Source organism: Blautia sp. SF-50, assembly GCF_900101315.1.
In the GTDB taxonomy this organism is placed as follows: domain Bacteria; phylum Bacillota; class Clostridia; order Lachnospirales; family Lachnospiraceae; genus Blautia_A; species Blautia_A fusiformis.
In genome coordinates, this window is the sequence record NZ_FMUW01000027.1 from 21261 (window position 1) to 39184 (window position 17924).

Annotated in this window: 12 protein-coding genes and 1 pseudogene; 3 read left to right on the forward strand and 10 right to left on the reverse strand. The window is 46.7% G+C overall.

The genetic code is table 11. The features are described from left to right. Position 1: 1 nt before the first annotated feature. The 10 genes from BLP57_RS13935 to BLP57_RS13980 form a co-directional block, all read right to left on the reverse strand. Positions 2-2449, reverse strand: coding sequence for a glycosyltransferase family 2 protein (locus tag BLP57_RS13935; protein ID WP_092072552.1), 2448 nt, complete (start codon positions 2447-2449; stop codon positions 2-4). Further along, on the reverse strand, positions 2425-8064 hold the full coding sequence (locus BLP57_RS13940) for a glycosyltransferase (protein ID WP_092072555.1): 5640 nt from the start codon (positions 8062-8064) through the stop codon (positions 2425-2427). The genes BLP57_RS13935 and BLP57_RS13940 overlap by 25 nt, the downstream gene beginning before the upstream one ends. 14 nt (positions 8065-8078) lie before the next feature. Next, positions 8079-9401: an ABC transporter ATP-binding protein gene (locus BLP57_RS13945; protein ID WP_092072558.1), complete on the reverse strand. Its 1323-nt coding sequence runs from the start codon at positions 9399-9401 to the stop codon at positions 8079-8081. A gap of 132 nt (positions 9402-9533) precedes the next feature. Further along, positions 9534-10340: an ABC transporter permease gene (locus BLP57_RS13950; protein ID WP_015527413.1), complete on the reverse strand. Its 807-nt coding sequence runs from the start codon at positions 10338-10340 to the stop codon at positions 9534-9536. An 11-nt stretch (positions 10341-10351) separates the two neighbouring features. Continuing rightward, entirely contained in the window at positions 10352-10909 is a 558-nt protein-coding gene (gene rfbC, locus BLP57_RS13955; RefSeq protein WP_015527414.1) for a dTDP-4-dehydrorhamnose 3,5-epimerase, read from the reverse strand. A 27-nt stretch (positions 10910-10936) separates the two neighbouring features. After that, positions 10937-12253: a D-alanyl-D-alanine carboxypeptidase family protein gene (locus tag BLP57_RS13960; protein ID WP_092072561.1), complete on the reverse strand. Its 1317-nt coding sequence runs from the start codon at positions 12251-12253 to the stop codon at positions 10937-10939. An 18-nt stretch (positions 12254-12271) separates the two neighbouring features. Then, positions 12272-13402, reverse strand: a complete 1131-nt coding sequence (gene rffA, locus BLP57_RS13965) for a dTDP-4-amino-4,6-dideoxygalactose transaminase (RefSeq protein WP_021651902.1) — start codon at positions 13400-13402, stop codon at positions 12272-12274. Between the two features lie 88 nt (positions 13403-13490). After that, positions 13491-14783 (reverse strand): ATP-grasp domain-containing protein, encoded by a 1293-nt coding sequence (locus BLP57_RS13970; protein WP_022426963.1) that lies wholly within the window; start codon positions 14781-14783, stop codon positions 13491-13493. Continuing rightward, the gene (locus tag BLP57_RS13975; protein WP_175442990.1) at positions 14780-15751 is read right to left on the reverse strand and encodes a hypothetical protein; all 972 of its coding nucleotides are present in this window, start codon (positions 15749-15751) and stop codon (positions 14780-14782) included. Before BLP57_RS13975 ends, BLP57_RS13970 begins: the two co-directional genes overlap by 4 nt. Beyond that, positions 15751-16683: a glycosyltransferase family 2 protein gene (locus BLP57_RS13980; RefSeq protein WP_015527419.1), complete on the reverse strand. Its 933-nt coding sequence runs from the start codon at positions 16681-16683 to the stop codon at positions 15751-15753. Before BLP57_RS13980 ends, BLP57_RS13975 begins: the two co-directional genes overlap by 1 nt. A 168-nt stretch (positions 16684-16851) precedes the next feature. Between BLP57_RS13980 and BLP57_RS13985 the strand changes: the two genes are divergently transcribed. From BLP57_RS13985 to BLP57_RS18090, 3 genes and pseudogenes are all read left to right on the forward strand, one after another. Then, on the forward strand, positions 16852-17202 hold the full coding sequence (locus BLP57_RS13985) for an EamA family transporter (RefSeq protein ID WP_092072564.1): 351 nt from the start codon (positions 16852-16854) through the stop codon (positions 17200-17202). Continuing rightward, positions 17195-17533: an EamA family transporter gene (locus BLP57_RS13990; protein WP_015527421.1), complete on the forward strand. Its 339-nt coding sequence runs from the start codon at positions 17195-17197 to the stop codon at positions 17531-17533. Before BLP57_RS13985 ends, BLP57_RS13990 begins: the two co-directional genes overlap by 8 nt. A gap of 172 nt (positions 17534-17705) precedes the next feature. Then, positions 17706-17924: pseudogene (locus tag BLP57_RS18090) on the forward strand (IS5/IS1182 family transposase); the annotation flags it as partial.

A 17924-nucleotide genomic window follows, 5' to 3' on the forward strand; every position in this document is an offset into this window, starting at 1 on the left:
CCTATATCCGCTTCAGAGAGAAATCCTGGCTCTCCAGTGTAAGGTTCGGATTATAGTAAGGATCTCCGTCACGGAGGATCTCCGGCCAGTGCTTCTCAAAGGAAGCGATCTCGCGGTTAAATCTTGCCACCTTCTCCGGTGTATCCTCAAGACCTCTGGATTTGGATTCATAGTGATAAAGCTCCGCATAAGGATTGTATACAACCAGATATCCGGCTTTTCCCAGACGAAGGCAAAAATCTATGTCATTAAAGGCAACCTGAAATTCCTCACTTAATCCGTGAACCTTATCAAAGGCCTCACGCTTCACCATCATGCAGGCTGCGGTTACAGCGCTGTAATCCTGGGCACAGATGATCCTGTGGCAGTATCCGGTAGCGTCTCTCTTCTGCTGCACAAAGCAGTGTCCCGCAATACCGCCGAAGCCAACGACTACTCCTGCATGCTGCACGGTATCATCCTCATAATAGAGCCGCGCTCCTACAGCTCCCACATCCGGTCTCATACAGTATCCCAAAAGCTGCTCCAGACAGTCCGGGCTGATGATCTCCGTATCATTGTTGAGAAGAAGCAGATAGTCACCCTTAGCATGAGCAGCTCCGAAATTATTGATGGCAGAATAGTTGAAAATACCATCCCAGTACACCACATGGGCTTTCGGATTGGATGCTTCCAGCTCTTTATAGTAAGCAAAGGTCTCATCCTCCGTACTGTTATTCTCCACGATCACATACTCATAATTGCGGTAAGTTGCCTTTTCTTCGATGGAATCAATACATCTCTTCAGATCATCGATGTGATCCTTGTTTGGGATGATGATGGAGATCAGCGGTTTTTCCTCCCAGAGGAATTTTGTACGGTAAAGTCCAAGATATTCACCTTTTTCGATTTCCACCGGAACTCCGAGCCTGTCATAATGAGCCTTGATGGCACGTGCTCCTGCATCAAAGGCATACATTTTGCTTTCCGGATTCTCTGCTGTGGAATCCTCATGGCATCTCCAGTGATAAAGGATCCTGGGGATATGATGGATCTGCTCTCTTCCCGCAGCTTCCACACAGCGGAACACAAAATCATAATCCTGTGCACCGTCAAATTCCTTTTTCAGCATTCCGATCTGATCCACGATCTCTTTTTTTACGACAAAAAGATGACAGATGTAGTTTACTGTACACAAAAGATCAATATTGAAGTCCGGTTTGAAATGCGGCTGAAAGAATTTGTGCCCGTCCATAGACATCTTATCTTCATCGGAATACAGAACCTTAAGCTCCAGATCCTCATTCAGCGCTTTCACACACCGGAACAAGGCGTCCGGCGTCAGCTCATCATCATGATCTGCAAACACGATAAAATCTCCTGTTGCCGCTTTCATGGCCGCATTGGTATTCTCTGCGATCTGAAGTGCCTGGTCGTTGCGGATCACACGGATCCTGTCATCACTTTTTTCCAGCCTGTTCAGATAATCGGTAAGAGGAGAATCTGCTCCGCTTCCGTCGGAAAGACAGAGTTCCCAGTTCCCGTAGGTCTGGGCTTCTATGGAATCTACCAGTTGCTGGAGATATTTTTCCGGTGTTTTGTAAAGCGGGATCACAATACTGAATTTTGGATTCCTGGAAAATTTCGTTTTTCTTTCTTCTGCAAGCTCTGCCTTGTCCGGCAGATGCTTCACGATCCATTTGGAATAATCCACCGGACGGTTTTTACGGTCCAGCACCTTTCCAAATACCTTTCCGGTAAGGGCTGCTGCCCCGTGAAGCTTCATGTAACGGCTTCCCTTACGGAAATATACCGCAGCTTTCTCCGCAAGGCGCTTCTGTGGCTGCAGATGTACCAGACGAAGCGTCCGCACATTGCCTGCCTCAAATACAATGTAGAATTCCTTCACACTGTCATAATGGAATTCAAAGAAAAAACCGCTCTTCTCATCGATCTCTGTTTCCTGGTACTGATTCTGTACATCCACACGTTTCAGTCTGGTGATCTCGCAGGGGATTTCCTTCCGGCTGCGATCCTCCAGGCGTATGGTCAGGGGGCTGTTAAAGGCTGCCCAGCCACGGACACGGCAGATCTTTTCCCCGGCTTCCACCTCGATGCTCTCAATAAAGTACTGCGGTTTTCCCTGTTTCCTGTAAAGCTGTGCTGCCGAAACAGAAAACCACCGGATACGTTTTTCACCCTTTACCGCATAAACAACAAGCTTCTTTTTGCCCTCCAGATCCGGCAGGCAGATTTCCATCTGCACACGTTCTCCGTTTACCAGATCCAGATCCTTAAAGCGCTCCAGGGCGCTGACACGCTCCTGGGCACTGATGGCTGCCGGAAGCTTTTCCCCGTCAAGAACGGCTTCCGGCTTATGATCCTTCGGCCAGGTTCCCTGAAGGTGATACAGAGAACTGTCCTTCAGGTCAAACCTGTCCTTTTCTACTTCGTATAGCTCTCGCTGCATAACAATTCCTCCATTGCATCCTTTCCGGTATTTACTGTAAGGTAATGTTCCATAACCTTCTGATGTGCGGCCTCACCCATGACTTTTCTGGCCTTCTCATCAGTAACCAGAGCTTCCAGGGCATTGACCCACTCTTCTTTTGTGGTGCACATCCAGCCATCTTTTCCATTTTCGACCACGTATTCCATCTCACAGTTACGGCTCATGACACTCGGAACCTTTACAAGGGCAGCCTCTGTCCACTTATTCTCGGATTTACACCAGTGGAACAAGCTGTTCTCCAGCGGCATCAGATTGATATCAAGTCCTGCGATCACGGCAGGCAGCTGTCTCCAGTCCATAAACGGAAGCTTCTCGATGCGGTTCTGCACCGGCTCCATTCCGGATTCATCCAGCACACCCACCAGCTTCAGGTAAACCTCCGGGTGGCGCTCCATCACCTCCAGAAGTGCTGCCTCCACCTGGGCAAAATCCTGATCATGCGTTTTGGAACCACTTAAATATCCGATATAGATCCGGTCTTTAGCCTTGTCTGTCTGCTCCACAGCCTCGTGAGACAGGATCTCCATCTCCATACTCATACAGTTGCGGTTGATCACCACCGGTTTTTCCGGAAATTCTTCCCGGATCTCTCCTGCCAGTGTCTCCGTGGATGTAAAATATCCGTCGCAGAATCCCATACATCCGCGGATACGGTCTGTAGTTGTGCGGAAGTCACTGTACTCGCTTCCCTTCAGGAAATGCAGCCCGGAAATTTTTTCGTAATTAAATACCAGGTCATCCACATCATAGTAAACAGGGATTCCGGCTGCTTTCGCCCGGTTGGCAAGCAGTTCTGCTTCCATCAGCTTGCTGCAGCGGTACATCACGATCGCTGTATATTCCTCGATCTTTTCCTGCTCTGCCTGATCTATCTGGATAAACTTCGATGCATAGCCTTTAAGGATCAGCTGCTCCCGGAAATGCTCCACACGATATCTGGAAGCAAAGGAAATCTCCTCTCCTACGAAAAGAAACCTGCGTTTTTCCACAGGGAGCTCACTTTCGCCGAGAGTTTTCCACAGAGAAATCATCTCTTCCACAATATTCTCCGGCTTCTCATCTTTTAGGACAAGGCCCTTGGCATAGCGTTTCACACGTTCTACAGGTGCACCTACCGGAAGTACCGCTACCGGAAATCCCATGGAAATGATCTCCGAGGTTGTGTAGGAGAAGGTTTCCGGCCATACGGACGGGATCAGGAACATATCAATATCCTGCTCCAGGGTAAGTCTTGGGATCTCCTCTCTTGTATATCTTCCTGTCTGGGAAAATACCGGACTTTCGATCTCTTCGTCGGAAGTACCGATCAGTCTCAGACGGATATTCAGTTCATTCTCTTCGATATATCCTGCAAGCGCCTTCACAACCTCCAGGCCTTTTTTGTAGCAAAGTACGCCGATAAGACCAATGTTAAAGGTCTCTGTGGTTTTTTTATTTTTTTTCACTGCCGGAAGGTAATGGGGTGCATGCGGGATCACATGGAGATTGTATACATCCGGATAAGCACGCTTGAACAGCCTTGCCGTATCATCGGAAAATGCACGGATCTCATCACAGTTTGACAGAAATTCCCGGAATTTTGTACGCCAGAGCGTTCCGGTTCCGTATTCTGTGCAGGCGTTGCTGCGGTTATCCGGAATACATTTATCGCAGACCTCACAGGATGGAACACCACAGTATTTTCCTTCTGCATCGATCAGATTCACTGCCGGACAAAGGGCAAAGAAATCATGAAGAAGCATAAGGAGCTTCGCACCCTGCTCTCTCTTAAGACGCAGGATACGTTCCAAGGTTCCGTAAAGATTCTGATAGGTCACAAGCTCGTTGATCCAGATCTCATCCACACGCATCAGCTCACCAAGGGCAGTTTCCAAATCATTTGCAAAAAATTCCATCTCATACTGCTTATACTGATACGTAAAGTAAAAACGATTGCTTACGATATTATAGCGGATGGTCACAAAACGGTATCCTTCCCGCAGAGCCAGACGTCTTTTTTCCACAAGATAAGCCGTTGCACCGCCGCCAAGATCATGGTCAAAGGCCACAATGGTAGGCACATCCAGCTTCCTGTTGAGAAGCTTCATTTCCACGTAGAGTCTTACCGGACGAAGCGGGTCTCTTCTGCAGTAATCCGCAGTATCCTTGTTGTAATCCGGATGCTTGCGGAGCAGCGCCTCACTGTGCTCTTTCAGAAGTCTCTGCTTTTCCTCAGACGGGAAGCTTCCACCATGCTTGTGATATACAAACAGGTTATCCACATGCACGTTCTCATAGCCTGCAGCTATGGCACGCTGGCACCAGTCATTCTCCTCACCGTAGCCTTTTCCGAAATTCTCCTCATCCAGAAGGCCAACCTCCTGGATCGCTTTCAGGTTCATACCCATGCAGAAGCCCACACCGGTAGGCATAGCCGGATACTGCGGACGGATCATGCGGAATTCATCATCGATCTCCCACAGCGGCATTCCCTCAAACAGTTTGTTATCCCGGCAGAAATCCGGGAAGCTGCAGATGGTTCCGCAGGTGGTAAACGGTGTAGTGGTTGCAATGTTTTCCTTTGCAAAGATCGGAAGCATCAGGCGCTCCAGCCACTCTTCCGGAACCTCCACATCTGTATTTACAAGAGCCACATGATTTTCCGCCATCTTTAATCCACGGTTTACAGACGGAAGAAAGCCCATATTGGTCTCATTATTCAGAAGTACCACATTGTCATGCTCTGCGGCATATTTTTCCAGATAGTTTCCTACCTCAGGATCCGGACTCTTGTCATTTACGATGATCAGACGATAAGGAACCTTCGTCTTTTCAATTCCGGAAAACAGGGCATCAAAATACTCCAATCCGTTGTAAACCGGCACGATCACATCTACCTTCTGCTGATAGACTGCCTGTGGATATGCCTTTCTCGCACTGCGTATATGACGCTGTTTGAAATGACGGAGATTTCCGATACTCTTCGGATCTTCGATCGCGTATACCAGAAGCTCTTTCTGATCCCTGGTTCCCGGGATCTTTCCGATAAGGAATCTTCCGGTATCCGCTGCGGTTCCGTATTCCAGGAAAACAGAAGTCTCTGCCGGCGCAAGAACCGTTGCCAGGAAAGAAAATCCGGCACTTTCCGCATCCGGATTTCCAATGGCATTAGCCACATCCGTACGGTAGATTGTAGTACAGGAAGCCTCCTGAAGCTTCTGTGTTCCCTGATAAAATGCGATCCTTGGCTGTCCCATAGACGCAAACGTCGGATCAAAGGCCCAGCCAATGGCATTTAAGGTGCCATTCTCATAATGGAAGAAATCAACACTGCCCATACAGGTAGGAGTTGTCTCCACTCCCATCACTGCTGCCGGCTCTGTATGATAACGAAGAACCTTTTTGACCAGTCTCTTTACCTGCGCTTTTTTGCCTGGATGACGAAGGGCCTCTTCCTGCGCACGTGCTGCTTCCTCTGCAGCCTGCTTTGCGGCACGTTCAGCCTCTTTTCTGACACGCTCCTGTTCTCTTCGTACTTCACGCTCTTTTTCAAAGGCCAGAAGCTTTTCCACATCCGGAAGCTCAAGGCAGTCAAGTTTTCCCTCTATTACGATCCTGTCCACATTTTCCGGGTGCGTAACATCGATAAGATAAAAGCCATCGGTGGTAAAAAACGCAGTGGTACTGTTATCCACCTTCATATGGACACCCTGAGGCACAAGCTCCGCACTGCATCCGCAATCCAGACGCTCTATCCTCACTTTCAGGAAATGACCGTTTGCAGGATTCCAGCGGAGATTTCGTATTCCTTTGATACCGGAAAGCGCAAACTCTACCCGGAAACGGTTTCCGGAAAGTTTTCCCTCTGCATAAAGTGTATGCTCTTCACAGAATCCCTCACCAAGATCATAGTACAGCTTGCTGTGCATCTGGTGCTTTTCTCTTTCTCTGTTCACCAGCTCTGTTACGGAAACCGGCACCTTTTTCTGTTCAAACGGGATCAGGGAACCACAGCCCACATACTCATAGACGAAATGCATGGTCCAATCCATAAATATCTCATAGTCTGTATAGCTGATATCAAACTCCGCCATCATCTCATCCTCATGACATAACCGCGGCAGCTCAGAAACATGTGTATACAGTTCATGGATCAGGCGCCACATGATAAAATTCACAGGCACAGGGAAATCAAACATCCACTCATAATCTATGATCTGATTTTCCTTTTCTCCCATAAAGATGTTGCTGCAGATCAGGTCCACATTGGCCGGGCAGACACATTCGTAATCCTCTCTTCCCGGATGATCACCAAATACCTCGCGGAACTCTCCGGTCCTGTAATCCACAATCTGACGAGCCCCGAAAAATTCCTGATAGAATTTTTTAAGAAGGGCCTTGATCTCTTCAAGATCTTCTTTCTGGGCAAGCTCTGCGATTTCCTGGTGAAGAGTTTTTCCAGTAAGGAGCGGATAAGAGATCTTTCCGTTTTCTGCCCTGCAGGGAAGATTCTTGTATTTATCGGATCCGGTACTCTCTGTTCCGGTTTTTTCCAGTTTTTCCACAAATTCCTCAGCCTGGGGCACCATAGCCTCTTTTTCCGCACGGACCTCTCCGTTCTCCCGGACGATTCTGGTCAGAAGACGGAACTTTTCTTTTCGCTCCTGGTTCAGCTTCACATAAAGGATTTCCTCCGGGTCCTGATTCTCGGTACGTCCTGCCTCCACAAGAAAAGAATTCACAAAGCTGTCCAGGATCTTCTCTTTTTCGAAGGCCTTTACGCCTTCACTTTCTGCAAAAAGATCTGCTGTCTTATCTGTGTATACAGGATAGCTTCTTCCGTAGGAATTGGTATAAAGGCTCTCATCTGTAAAAATCTCTGTCGGAAATTTATAATCCGGATACGGGTAGTAAAAGCGCAGAAAAGGAAAGCCGCTGTTTTCCAGCAGCTCTCCCAGTTCATTCTTGGAAAAGGTGCGCACAGACTGATTTCCCGGATATCCATTGATCCCGAAAAAATGAAGATCTGTGTGATCCTCCGGTGCTCCGGCAAAGTACTTCAATCCCAGTCTGTTCTCAATGGCGATCAGAAGTCTTCCCTCCGGCTTCAGATAAGCGCCCATACGCTGAAGAAATGTCTCGTAAGGAGTTTTTCCCTCGGTAAAGCTCATGGCATACTCCAGCACACCGTTTACTACCACATAGTCGAATTTTTCCGGAAAAGTCATGTCATTCAGGTTTCCAACCATGATCGTCAGATTTTCCTTATCCCTGTTTCTCGCATAATTGATATCTGCCCGACGTTTGGAAAGCTCCACGGAAGTCACATGACCGGCCTTGCGGCAAAGCATTCCGGTAATGGCTCCGCATCCGGCTCCGATCTCCAGAACGGAATCCGCCTTTTTCAGAGGATACCAGCTTAAGATATTCTCCCGCAGCCCTGAAAAATGGTAGACCATTGGAAAACTCACCTCTTCCTCCGGCAGGTCTTCAAAAGATTTGCCTTCCTGTGCCATTTTCAGAAGTGTTTCCTCGATATCCCCATCGGAATAATGATCCTTCGCCGTATAATAATCTAAATTCAACTCCGCCATAGTCGTTCCTCCACTTATTTCACAGATACTTTGGAAAACAGATCAAAATATCCCACTGCTTTCTTATCTGTGATCACGGTCAGGTTACACACATCGTAAAGACGATGAAATACGGTAAAATCGCCGTCTTTATATCCGGTGCAGCCCAGACACAGCATATATTCCCCTGCCTCCAGAGGCATCACCTGTTTGAAGGTGATCTCACGGACATCGCCTGCCTTCTGCGGTTTCAGAGGCGTATGTTCATACATGGTATTGGTTCCTGTGATCTCGGTGCCTTTCAGATCTTTCAGGGTAAATGCAAAGATCGGATCACTGACATCTGCCTGGAACTTCACTTTCATCTGAACGGAAAATTCCTTGCCTTTTTCGATCACATTGGTGATCATTCCTGTATCATCCCGGATGGCAAAATCCACGATCTCGCCAAGCTTACTGCCGTATTCCAGGACCTTGGGATTCAGGTTCAGGCTGTCCTTCATAGCTTTACCGCTTCCGGTATGTGCTTTCAGTGAAACGTCTGCTCCGGCTGCCTGGTTCTCCGTCGTCTGTCCCTCTTCTGCATCGTCTGTGTTTTCTTCCAGATCTGCATCGTCATACTGATTGACCAGCACACGACGGTAAAGATTGACCATCTCCTTGGCACCACCCTCTGCAAGCTTCTCACCTTTGTTTAGAAGCACAACACGGTCACAGTATTTTCCGATGCTGCTCAGGTCATGGCTTACAAACAGAATGGTCTTCCCCATTTCCTTGAACTCTTCGAATTTTCGGTAACATTTTGCCTGGAAAAATACATCTCCCACGGAAAGAGCCTCATCAACGATCAGGATCTCTGGATCGATATTGATAGCTACCGCAAAAGCCAGACGCACGAACATACCACTGGAGTATGTTTTTACCGGCTGATGGATAAAATCACCGATATCTGCAAAATCCAGAATAGACTGCAGCTTGGCATCGATCTCTTCCCTGGAAAAACCGATCATGCTTCCGTTGAGATATACATTTTCAAGTCCGGAATATTCTCCGTTAAATCCGGCTCCCAGCTCCAGAAGCGCTGAGATCCTTCCGTTTACGGCTATTTCCCCGGCCGTGGGCGAAAGTACGCCGGTGATGATCTTCAGGATCGTGGATTTACCGGAACCATTTGTTCCGATAATTCCCACTGTTTCTCCCTTATGCACCTGAAAGGATACATGGTTGAGCGCATAATGCTCTTTATATTTCTTTTTTCTGGATAATCCCAGGGACTCCTTAAGACGATCCATAGGATTATCGTAAAGCTTGTACATCTTACTGACATCATTTACTGAAATCGCAATATCTTCTGCCATTTTCAACCTCACTTTTGTGTAAATCGTTCACTCTCACAATCTGCCGCCGTTCTGCTTTTTATCCTTACAGAGCAAATCCCCCATAGGAACTGTCCGGTCCGGATCAGGCGGATATCCGCCATCCGCATTCAATTAAAGCACATCTGCAAAATGCGGCTTCAGACGTTTGAATATCACAGATCCCAGTCCGAAAAGCAGGATCGTAACTACCCAGAAATAGATCGTCCATGAAGCATGGTTCCAGATCCCGATATGACCAAGCATGGAATCACGGTAGCCCGTAACTACATAGTACATCGGATTCAGCTTAAACAGCTTGATCAGCCATGGATGTGAAGAAAGCATATTGATATCCCACATGATCGGTGTAAGCCATACACCCACCTGAAGAAAAATACTGATGATCTGGGTCAGATCACGGAAAAAAATGACGATCGCACTTGTAGCATACACAAGTCCCAGTACAAAAAGGAAGGTGCAGACAGAGTAATAAATGATCTGCAGTGTATAAAGGCTTGGTGTATATCCGTAGCATGCACATAAGATCAGTGCAAAGGCCACAAAGAAAACATGCACGAAAAGTGCGGAGATGATCTTTACGATGGGAAGGATGCTGATCTTGAATACAACCTTCTTCACAAGATAATTGTATTCGATCAGGGCATTGGTTCCACCGTTTAATGCATCCTGGAAGAAAAACCACGGCACGATACCGGATACCAGATAGAGTACAAAAGGGTAATCCGATACCGTTCCGGCCTTCAGTCCTACGGAAAATACAAACCAGTAGACCAGGATCGTTACGATAGGCTGGATAAATGCCCAGACAATACCAAGATAGGATCCTGCATATTTTGTTTTGAAATCATTTTTTGCAAGGCTTAAAACCAGCTTTCGATTCTGGTACAGCTCCGCCGGCAAAGCTAATATTTTCTTCATTCTGCAATTCCTTATCGATTCTTATATTCCTCGAAGCTTCCCCACTTCTGGTCCTTGTCGGAGAAAATAAGCTCCATGCCTTCCGGGATCGGCCACTCAACGTTAATGTCCTTGTCATTCCAGATCAGTCCGCCCTCATCGTTTGGATGATAGAAATCAGAGCACTTGTAGGTGAACTCTGCATTCTCGGAAAGTACCAGGAAGCCATGAGCAAATCCCTTAGGAATAAAGAACTGTTTCTTGTTTTCTGCGGAAAGGACTACACCATACCATTTTCCAAAGGTCTTGGAGCCTTCACGAAGGTCAACCGCAACATCAAACACTTCTCCGTTTACCACACGTACCAGCTTATCCTGAGGATAGCTGATCTGGAAATGAAGTCCGCGGAGAACACCGTAACGGGAGCTGGACTGATTATCCTGAACGAATTCTACATCAATGCCTGCTTCCTTGAAATCGTTATAATTGTATGTTTCCATGAAATATCCTCTGGAATCACCAAATACAGTTGGCTCGATCACTTTCAGTCCTTCAATATCTCCGCACTGTGTTACTTTTATTTTTCCCATTTTTTCTTTCTCCTTTTCTGTTTTAATTTATTTGTGATGTTTCTTTTCTTTTATTCTGAGAGCCGCAAGAAGGGCGATCAGGATCAGGATCATCGCTGCCATGATCATAAGAAGGATCTTACGCAGGGCAGGAATGCTCTTTTTTTCGCTGGTGTCCTCTCCGGCTGTACTCTTCTCTGTTGTTTTGCTGTTATCTTCCTCTGCTGATTCTGTGGAAGCTTCCGCTTCGGAACTATCCGCTTCCTGGCTGTCCTCTGTTGCAGCGGTCGGTTCCGGTACCGGTGTATCAGTTGCCTGTGCAACACTTGCGGTACCGATCAGATAATCTCCGAAATAGTAACCGGTTTCTGTTTTCCCATTGGTATTCTCTGACTTCTCGGTAAGGGAATTCAGCTCCACCCCTTTTGGAAGGAATACATAGCCGCCATTTACTTCTGTTTTTGTGAAATTCTCAAATGCGTAATTGAACATAGCGGTACTGTCCATACAGGAATTGGAAAGCTCTGTTCCACGCATAGTCACTGCAATATATGTGGTATTATCTCTGGTCACTCCTGTGACAAGTGTATGCCCTGCCGCAACGGTAGTTCCGGTTTTTCCACCAATGCAGCCTTCATAGTAAAATCCGCTTTCCGGTGCAAACATAGGATGATGGGTATGCAGGATCCTCTGCTGGCTGTTCATATTTGTAGGCTGGATGATATAGTCCGGTGTGCCCACGACCGTACGGAATGTTTCATTTTTCAGGCCTTCTCGGAAGATCAGCGCCATATCCCGTGCTGAAGAATAATGATTATCATCCGGAAGTCCGCTGGAATTTGCAAAATGTGTATTGGTACATCCGATCTCACTGGCGCGCTGGTTCATCATATCGATAAATGCCTGCTCTGTCCCGCCGATATGCTCTGCGATCTGTGCCGCAACGTCATTGGCAGACTGGATGATCAGAGCATGAAGACAATCCTCCATAGTCAGGACTTCGCCCACCTTTGTGCCGATATTACTGGAATCTGCCGTAACATTACGCACCCCGGTCTCTGTAAAGGTCACCTTCTCATCCATGGTGGAGTTCTCCACTGCCACCAGCAAGGTCATGATCTTGGTAATGCTGGCCGGATATCTCTGTTCATCTCCGCCCTTGTTATAAAGAACAACTCCTGTGTCTGCATCCATCAGGATACCGGTATCTGAGGTAATATCCGGTCCTGCCGGCCATCCCTGGATCTGGTTGGTGCTGATATCATATTTCGCATTCAGATCCACTGCAGCCATGGTCTGTAACGGCAGCATCAGCGCCACACCGACTGCTGCGAAAACTGCCAGTAATTTTTTTGTTTTTTTCATAGCTCTCCCCTTCTTCTGTCAAAACCCGTCAAAGGAAGCAATCGCATCCACAACTCTCTTCGCATCCTCCATATCCAGATTATAGAACATAGGCAGTCGCATAAGACGCTCGCTTTCTTTTGTAGTATAAACATCTTCTCCGGAAAATCTTCCGAATTTTTTTCCTGCCGGTGCGGAATGAAGGGGTACATAATGGAACACACTGCAGATATCCTTTTCGCGGAGATATTTCAGAAGCCTTGTGCGTACCTGGATATCATGTACCTTAATGTAGTACATATGTGCATTATGTGTGCATTCTTCCGGTACATAAGGCTGCTGGATCTTTCCTTCCTCCGCCAGAAACCTGAGGTTCTCATTGTAAAAATCATAGATCTGCATCCGCTTATCGCTGATCTTCTTATGCTGCTCCAGCTGGGCATAAAGATATGCCGCATTCAATTCGCTCGGAAGATAGGATGATCCATAATCCATCCAGCGGTATTTATCTACCTGACCACGGAAAAACTTACTGCGGTCCGTTCCTTTTTCTCTCAGGATCTCTGCCTTCTCCAGGTACTGCTCCCCGTTGAACAGAATCGCACCGCCCTCTCCCATGGTATAGTTCTTAGTTTCATGGAAGCTGTAGCAGCCAAAATCTCCAATGGTACCAAGGGCTTTTCCCTTATAGTAGGCATCCACACCCTGGGCCGCGTCTTCCACTACCTTCAGATCATGTCTTCCGGCAATCTCCATGATCGTGTCCATCTCGCAGGCTACTCCTGCATAATGGACCGGAACGATCGCGCGGGTCTTATCTGTGATCGCCTGTTCGATCAGCTTCTCGTCAATATTCATGGTATCCGGCCGGATATCCACAAATACGATCCTTGCACCGCGAAGCACAAATGCATCTGCCGTTGATACAAAAGTATAAGACGGCATGATCACCTCATCGCCAGGCTGGATATCTGCCAGAAAAGCAGCCATCTCCAGTGCATGGGTACAGGAGGTTGTCAGCATCACATGACCCACATGAAAGCGCTCTTCCATCCATGCAGAACATTTCTTCGTGTAGATCCCGTCGCCGCAGAGCATTCCCCGTTCTACTGCGTCACGGATGTACTCAAATTCCTTACCTGTAAACGCAGGTCTGTTAAAATCAATCATGTATTTCCTCTTTATTTCTTATTCTTCATGGTTTTTCTACATTAACTGCACATTCCATTTTCTCACACTCATGTTGTAAATTCAATGCCTATTTTTCTGCCGGTGCATAATCCGGGATCTGATTATGGTATGCCACCTCCTGGCCGTTGGGATCCAGAATATGCATTTCCTCATAAAACTCTTCTGTGAGAAGATCCATTTCCTTACGATTCTCTGTTTTTACATAATATAATGCCAGATACGGATTAGGACCATGCTCAATGACCTTCTCTCCTTCCTGATAAAAGATCCAGGGCTTTTCCACCTGTTCTTTCTCTCCCAGCCGGACTGCCGCAGACTGATCTTCGATGGTAAGAAGCCTTCCCTGAAAATAAATGACAGCTCCACAGCACTGTGGTTTATGAACATCGTGTTCTGCAAGCATTTTTTCCAGTTTATCCGGATCATAGAGAGATGCAAGAAGAAGCTCTTCCATATTAAAGCCATAGACCATATCGGTCAATTCATGCTCATATCCGAAAAATCGTGCGGCGATCTCGCAGACCTGGATACCTTCTCCCGGCTTCCAGAAAAACTGCATGGAAAGGGCTCCGTCTTTCTGACCGGTTCTGTCCGCATATGCCTGAAGAAGTTCTGTGGCAGGCTTTTCAACTTTTGACAATAATCTGGAAGGATACACATTTCTTGTGCTGATGGGGATCTCACCTTTGGCAACAAATGTCTTTTCACGGTCTGCAATACTGATCACATGGACTTTTCCATGCCGCACCCAGGTCATCATATTGAATTCATAGCCATCGTTATATTCTTCCACCAAAATCTCCGGCATATCAGAAAATCCTGCTGTTTTTTCTGCCCCGTTTATCAGCTCCTCCAGATCTTCGGATATATAGATCCCGCGGGAGCCGTATTTATCCAGTGGCTTGCTGACCACCGGATAACGAAGTCCCTCAAGCAGCTCTTGCAGCTGAGTTCTTTTGGACCTGTCTTTAAAATATGCAATCGGGATTTTTCGAAAGCCCGGAGTGGGAAGTCCCAGTTCAGTAAGCAGTGCTCTGGTCGCTGATTTATCACGATACCAGGGAAGCTGCTCCGGTTTCAGATAACAGGGGATTCCTGCCCGGTCCGCGATCTTTACCATACATTCCAGAAGAAGGTCGGAAAAGGATGTGATGATCCCATCAATCTCTTTTTCTCGGCAGAGACAGGCGATCCGTTCCGTATCTGTTACCGGGATCTGAAATGCCTCATCTGCAAATTTTCTTGCCGGACCATCCGGATATCCGTCGCAGACAATGGTGTAGTATCCTTTTTCGCGGGCCTTCTGCACCAGCTGCTCAAATTCTCCCAACGTTCCCAGTATCAGCAATCTGTGTTTCATGATTCCGTTTCCTCCCATTCTCTTATGGAATCCGCGATATACTGCATTTCTTCTGCCCCGTATCTCTGGTCACAGGGAAGCGGCAGCACATTGGCAGCCCAGTCATATTCCATGGTATCCCTGTCAAATTCTTCCAGGATATTGCGCCAGTTTGTCGGTACAAAAATCTTCCGGCCTGCCAGCCAGTGTCGAAGCTCCAATCCGTTCTTATGATAATACGGATAGGCAAACGGTCCCTCCGGCATCTCCCCTGTAAAAGCATTCCTTGAAGGAAGAAGCTGCGACAGCAGACGGTAGTTCTGTTCTCTTCTTGTTTTGATACCGGAATAATCCATAGTCCTGAGGAGGTTTCCGGTCAGACGGGACATTCGGCGGATCTCCATCGCATGATAATTTGCTGCATTATCCAGCATTTTCTGATAGAAGGTTCCGGCATCATATTCATAACGTCCCAGAATATGCTCCATTCTTCCCATGGAATGGTCCAGAGGCTTCTTTTCCGGTTCCAGTTCCGCATCGGTAGACAGATATGCTCCGTCACTGACTCCGAGAAATTTTCTGCAGGAGTACAGAGTGTCCACACCCGGCAGCGGTTTCTGAAAAAACGCATGCGTATGATCCACAATGATATTCCCATAGATTTTTTTATATTTCCGGATCTTATCATCGGTAAGCTGGCCATAATAATTTACCAGATACAGATATTCTCCTTCCGGAAGAGTTCTCTCCTCAAGAACCGGATGCAACCCTTCATCCATATGATAAAATTCGATTTCTGCCCCGGACTTCTCACAGGCACCGGTTACGGAATCGCAGAGAAAAAATGGCAGGTAGATCTTTTTGCACCTGCGTGCTTCCATCAGCCACAAAAGCGCTGTTCTTCCGAGATTCACGCCGCAGAGATCCGGATAGTATTCCTGTCCCGCCGGTTCTTCCAGTTCCAGATAGCCGCCGATCTCTTTTTTCATCAGTCTGTCTCCTCCTGACGGATCACATAGTGCGGCATCTTTTTGGCCTCATTGAGAATATTCATGAGATAAATACCGATGATCCCGATCGAAAGCAATGTCAGTCCGAAAAATGCCAGCATCACGAGCATCAGAGATGTCCAGCCTTCCACTGAGATCCCGCACAGAAAATATCTCACCAGATAATAGATCCCCAGTAAAAAGCTTACCAGAAAACTGGCAATGCCGATGTTTCGCACCATAAGCAACGGAAATGCCGTATGGGCAGTAATATCATAGATGAGATCCTTCACAAGGCGGCGAAAAGAATATCCGCTCTTTCCATATGCACGTGCTGCATGCTGCACCGGAACATTGATGATACGGTTGGAGCTTAAAACCAGAAGATTTCCAATCTGCGGAAGATATGTATTGGTCTTCAGCATGGCTTCCACCAGAAACCGGCGGATCAGTCGATAACTGGTGATCTGAAGGTTCGGATCCTTGCCAAGCATTTTGGAAGTTGCCCATACAGACAGCTTTGTGCCCAGCTTCCGGATCAGATTATGCTTACGTCCTTCATAGCTTGCGATGATCACATCCACATCGTCACGTTCCTTCATTACATTGATCATTTTGGGGAGCTCCTCAGGCTGATGCTGAAGGTCATCATCCATAGTTACGATGAACTCTCCCTTTGCGTGGGCAAATCCGCACAGAAGCGCAGGATGCTGTCCAAAATTCCTTGCCATCTGGATGATCTTGACACGGGGATCTTTTTCCCGGAGTTCTTGCATAACCGCAAAAGACCGGTCCCTGGACCCGTCATCTACAAGGATCAGTTCAAATTCTTCTTTTATCGTTTCACGGAATACTTTTTCCAGACGGGTGTACAGTTCCTGCAGCGTATGTTCTGAATTGTATACAGGAACAACCACTGAATATAAACACATATCGTTTTTCCTCTCTTTTGTATCAATTGACACTTATCGTTTAATCTTATCATTTTCATTTCCTGTTGTAAACCGTTACATTGTTCAAACATTTTCTTGCATAAACCTGCCGGATGATATATATTGATTATCAGTCTATGATAATCGCATTTATGATATGGAGGAAACATGACAAAAATCAAAGATTATATTCAGCTTCATCTGAATATCCTGCTGTTTTCTCTTACCAGCGTTTTTTCCAAGCTTGCATCGGTTTATTACAATAAAGAAGGGCTTCATAGTCCTCTTCTCTATGTATTTCTTTTTCTTATGATCGCAAACTGTGGGATCTACGCCATTGCATGGCAGCAGGTGATCAAAAAATTTTCCCTTTCCACGGCCTACGCCAACAAAAGCGTCTATCTTCTGTGGTCCCAGGTATGGGCTGTGATCATTTTTCACGAAAATCTTTCGTTTCAGAACATCATTGGCATCCTGATCGTTCTGATCGGAGTCTGGATGGTGCAGAGATATGAATAGAACGTTTATGCTGATCATGCTGGCAGGAACCTTTTTTTCGGCAATTTCCCAGGTACTTCTGAAGCAGAGTGCCAATATGGAATACAAAAACCCTCTCCGGGAATATCTGAACTGGCGGGTGATCCTGGCCTATGGTATCTTTTTTGGAGTGTTGCTCCTGAATACCTGGTGCTACACCAAAGTGGATATGAAATTCGGACCGGTGATCGATACTGCCGCCTATGTTTTTGTCCTGCTGTTTTCCTGGCGGATCCTGAAAGAAAAGATTTCCCGCGGAAAGATCATCGGAAATCTGATCATCATCCTGGGAATCCTTGTTTATACCTTATGATCATAAAAATGGGGCTGTCGCACTAACGTGCGGCAGCTCATTTTATATTCAACACAAAACTATTAATTGACCTTTGCTCCGCTTTTTTCATTATAACGTGCGGCAGCTCATTTTATATTCAACACAAAACGCCGGACTTCGAAAAGCCCGGCGCTTGTGGTATAATTAGTTTATGCTACTAAACAAAATAATACAGAGAGATTATACCTCATTTTCTCTGTATTATCAAATCAAACTTCCGCTAGATTTAGAGATTTCTATTCCATCTGATGATCCGGTTCGTCTGGTAAGTGCCTTTGTGGAGGAAATGGACCTTTCTGAACTGTATAAAACTTACGGCAGGATCAGAAAAAATCAGGCAACACCGCGTCAGATTCTGAAACTTGTTATC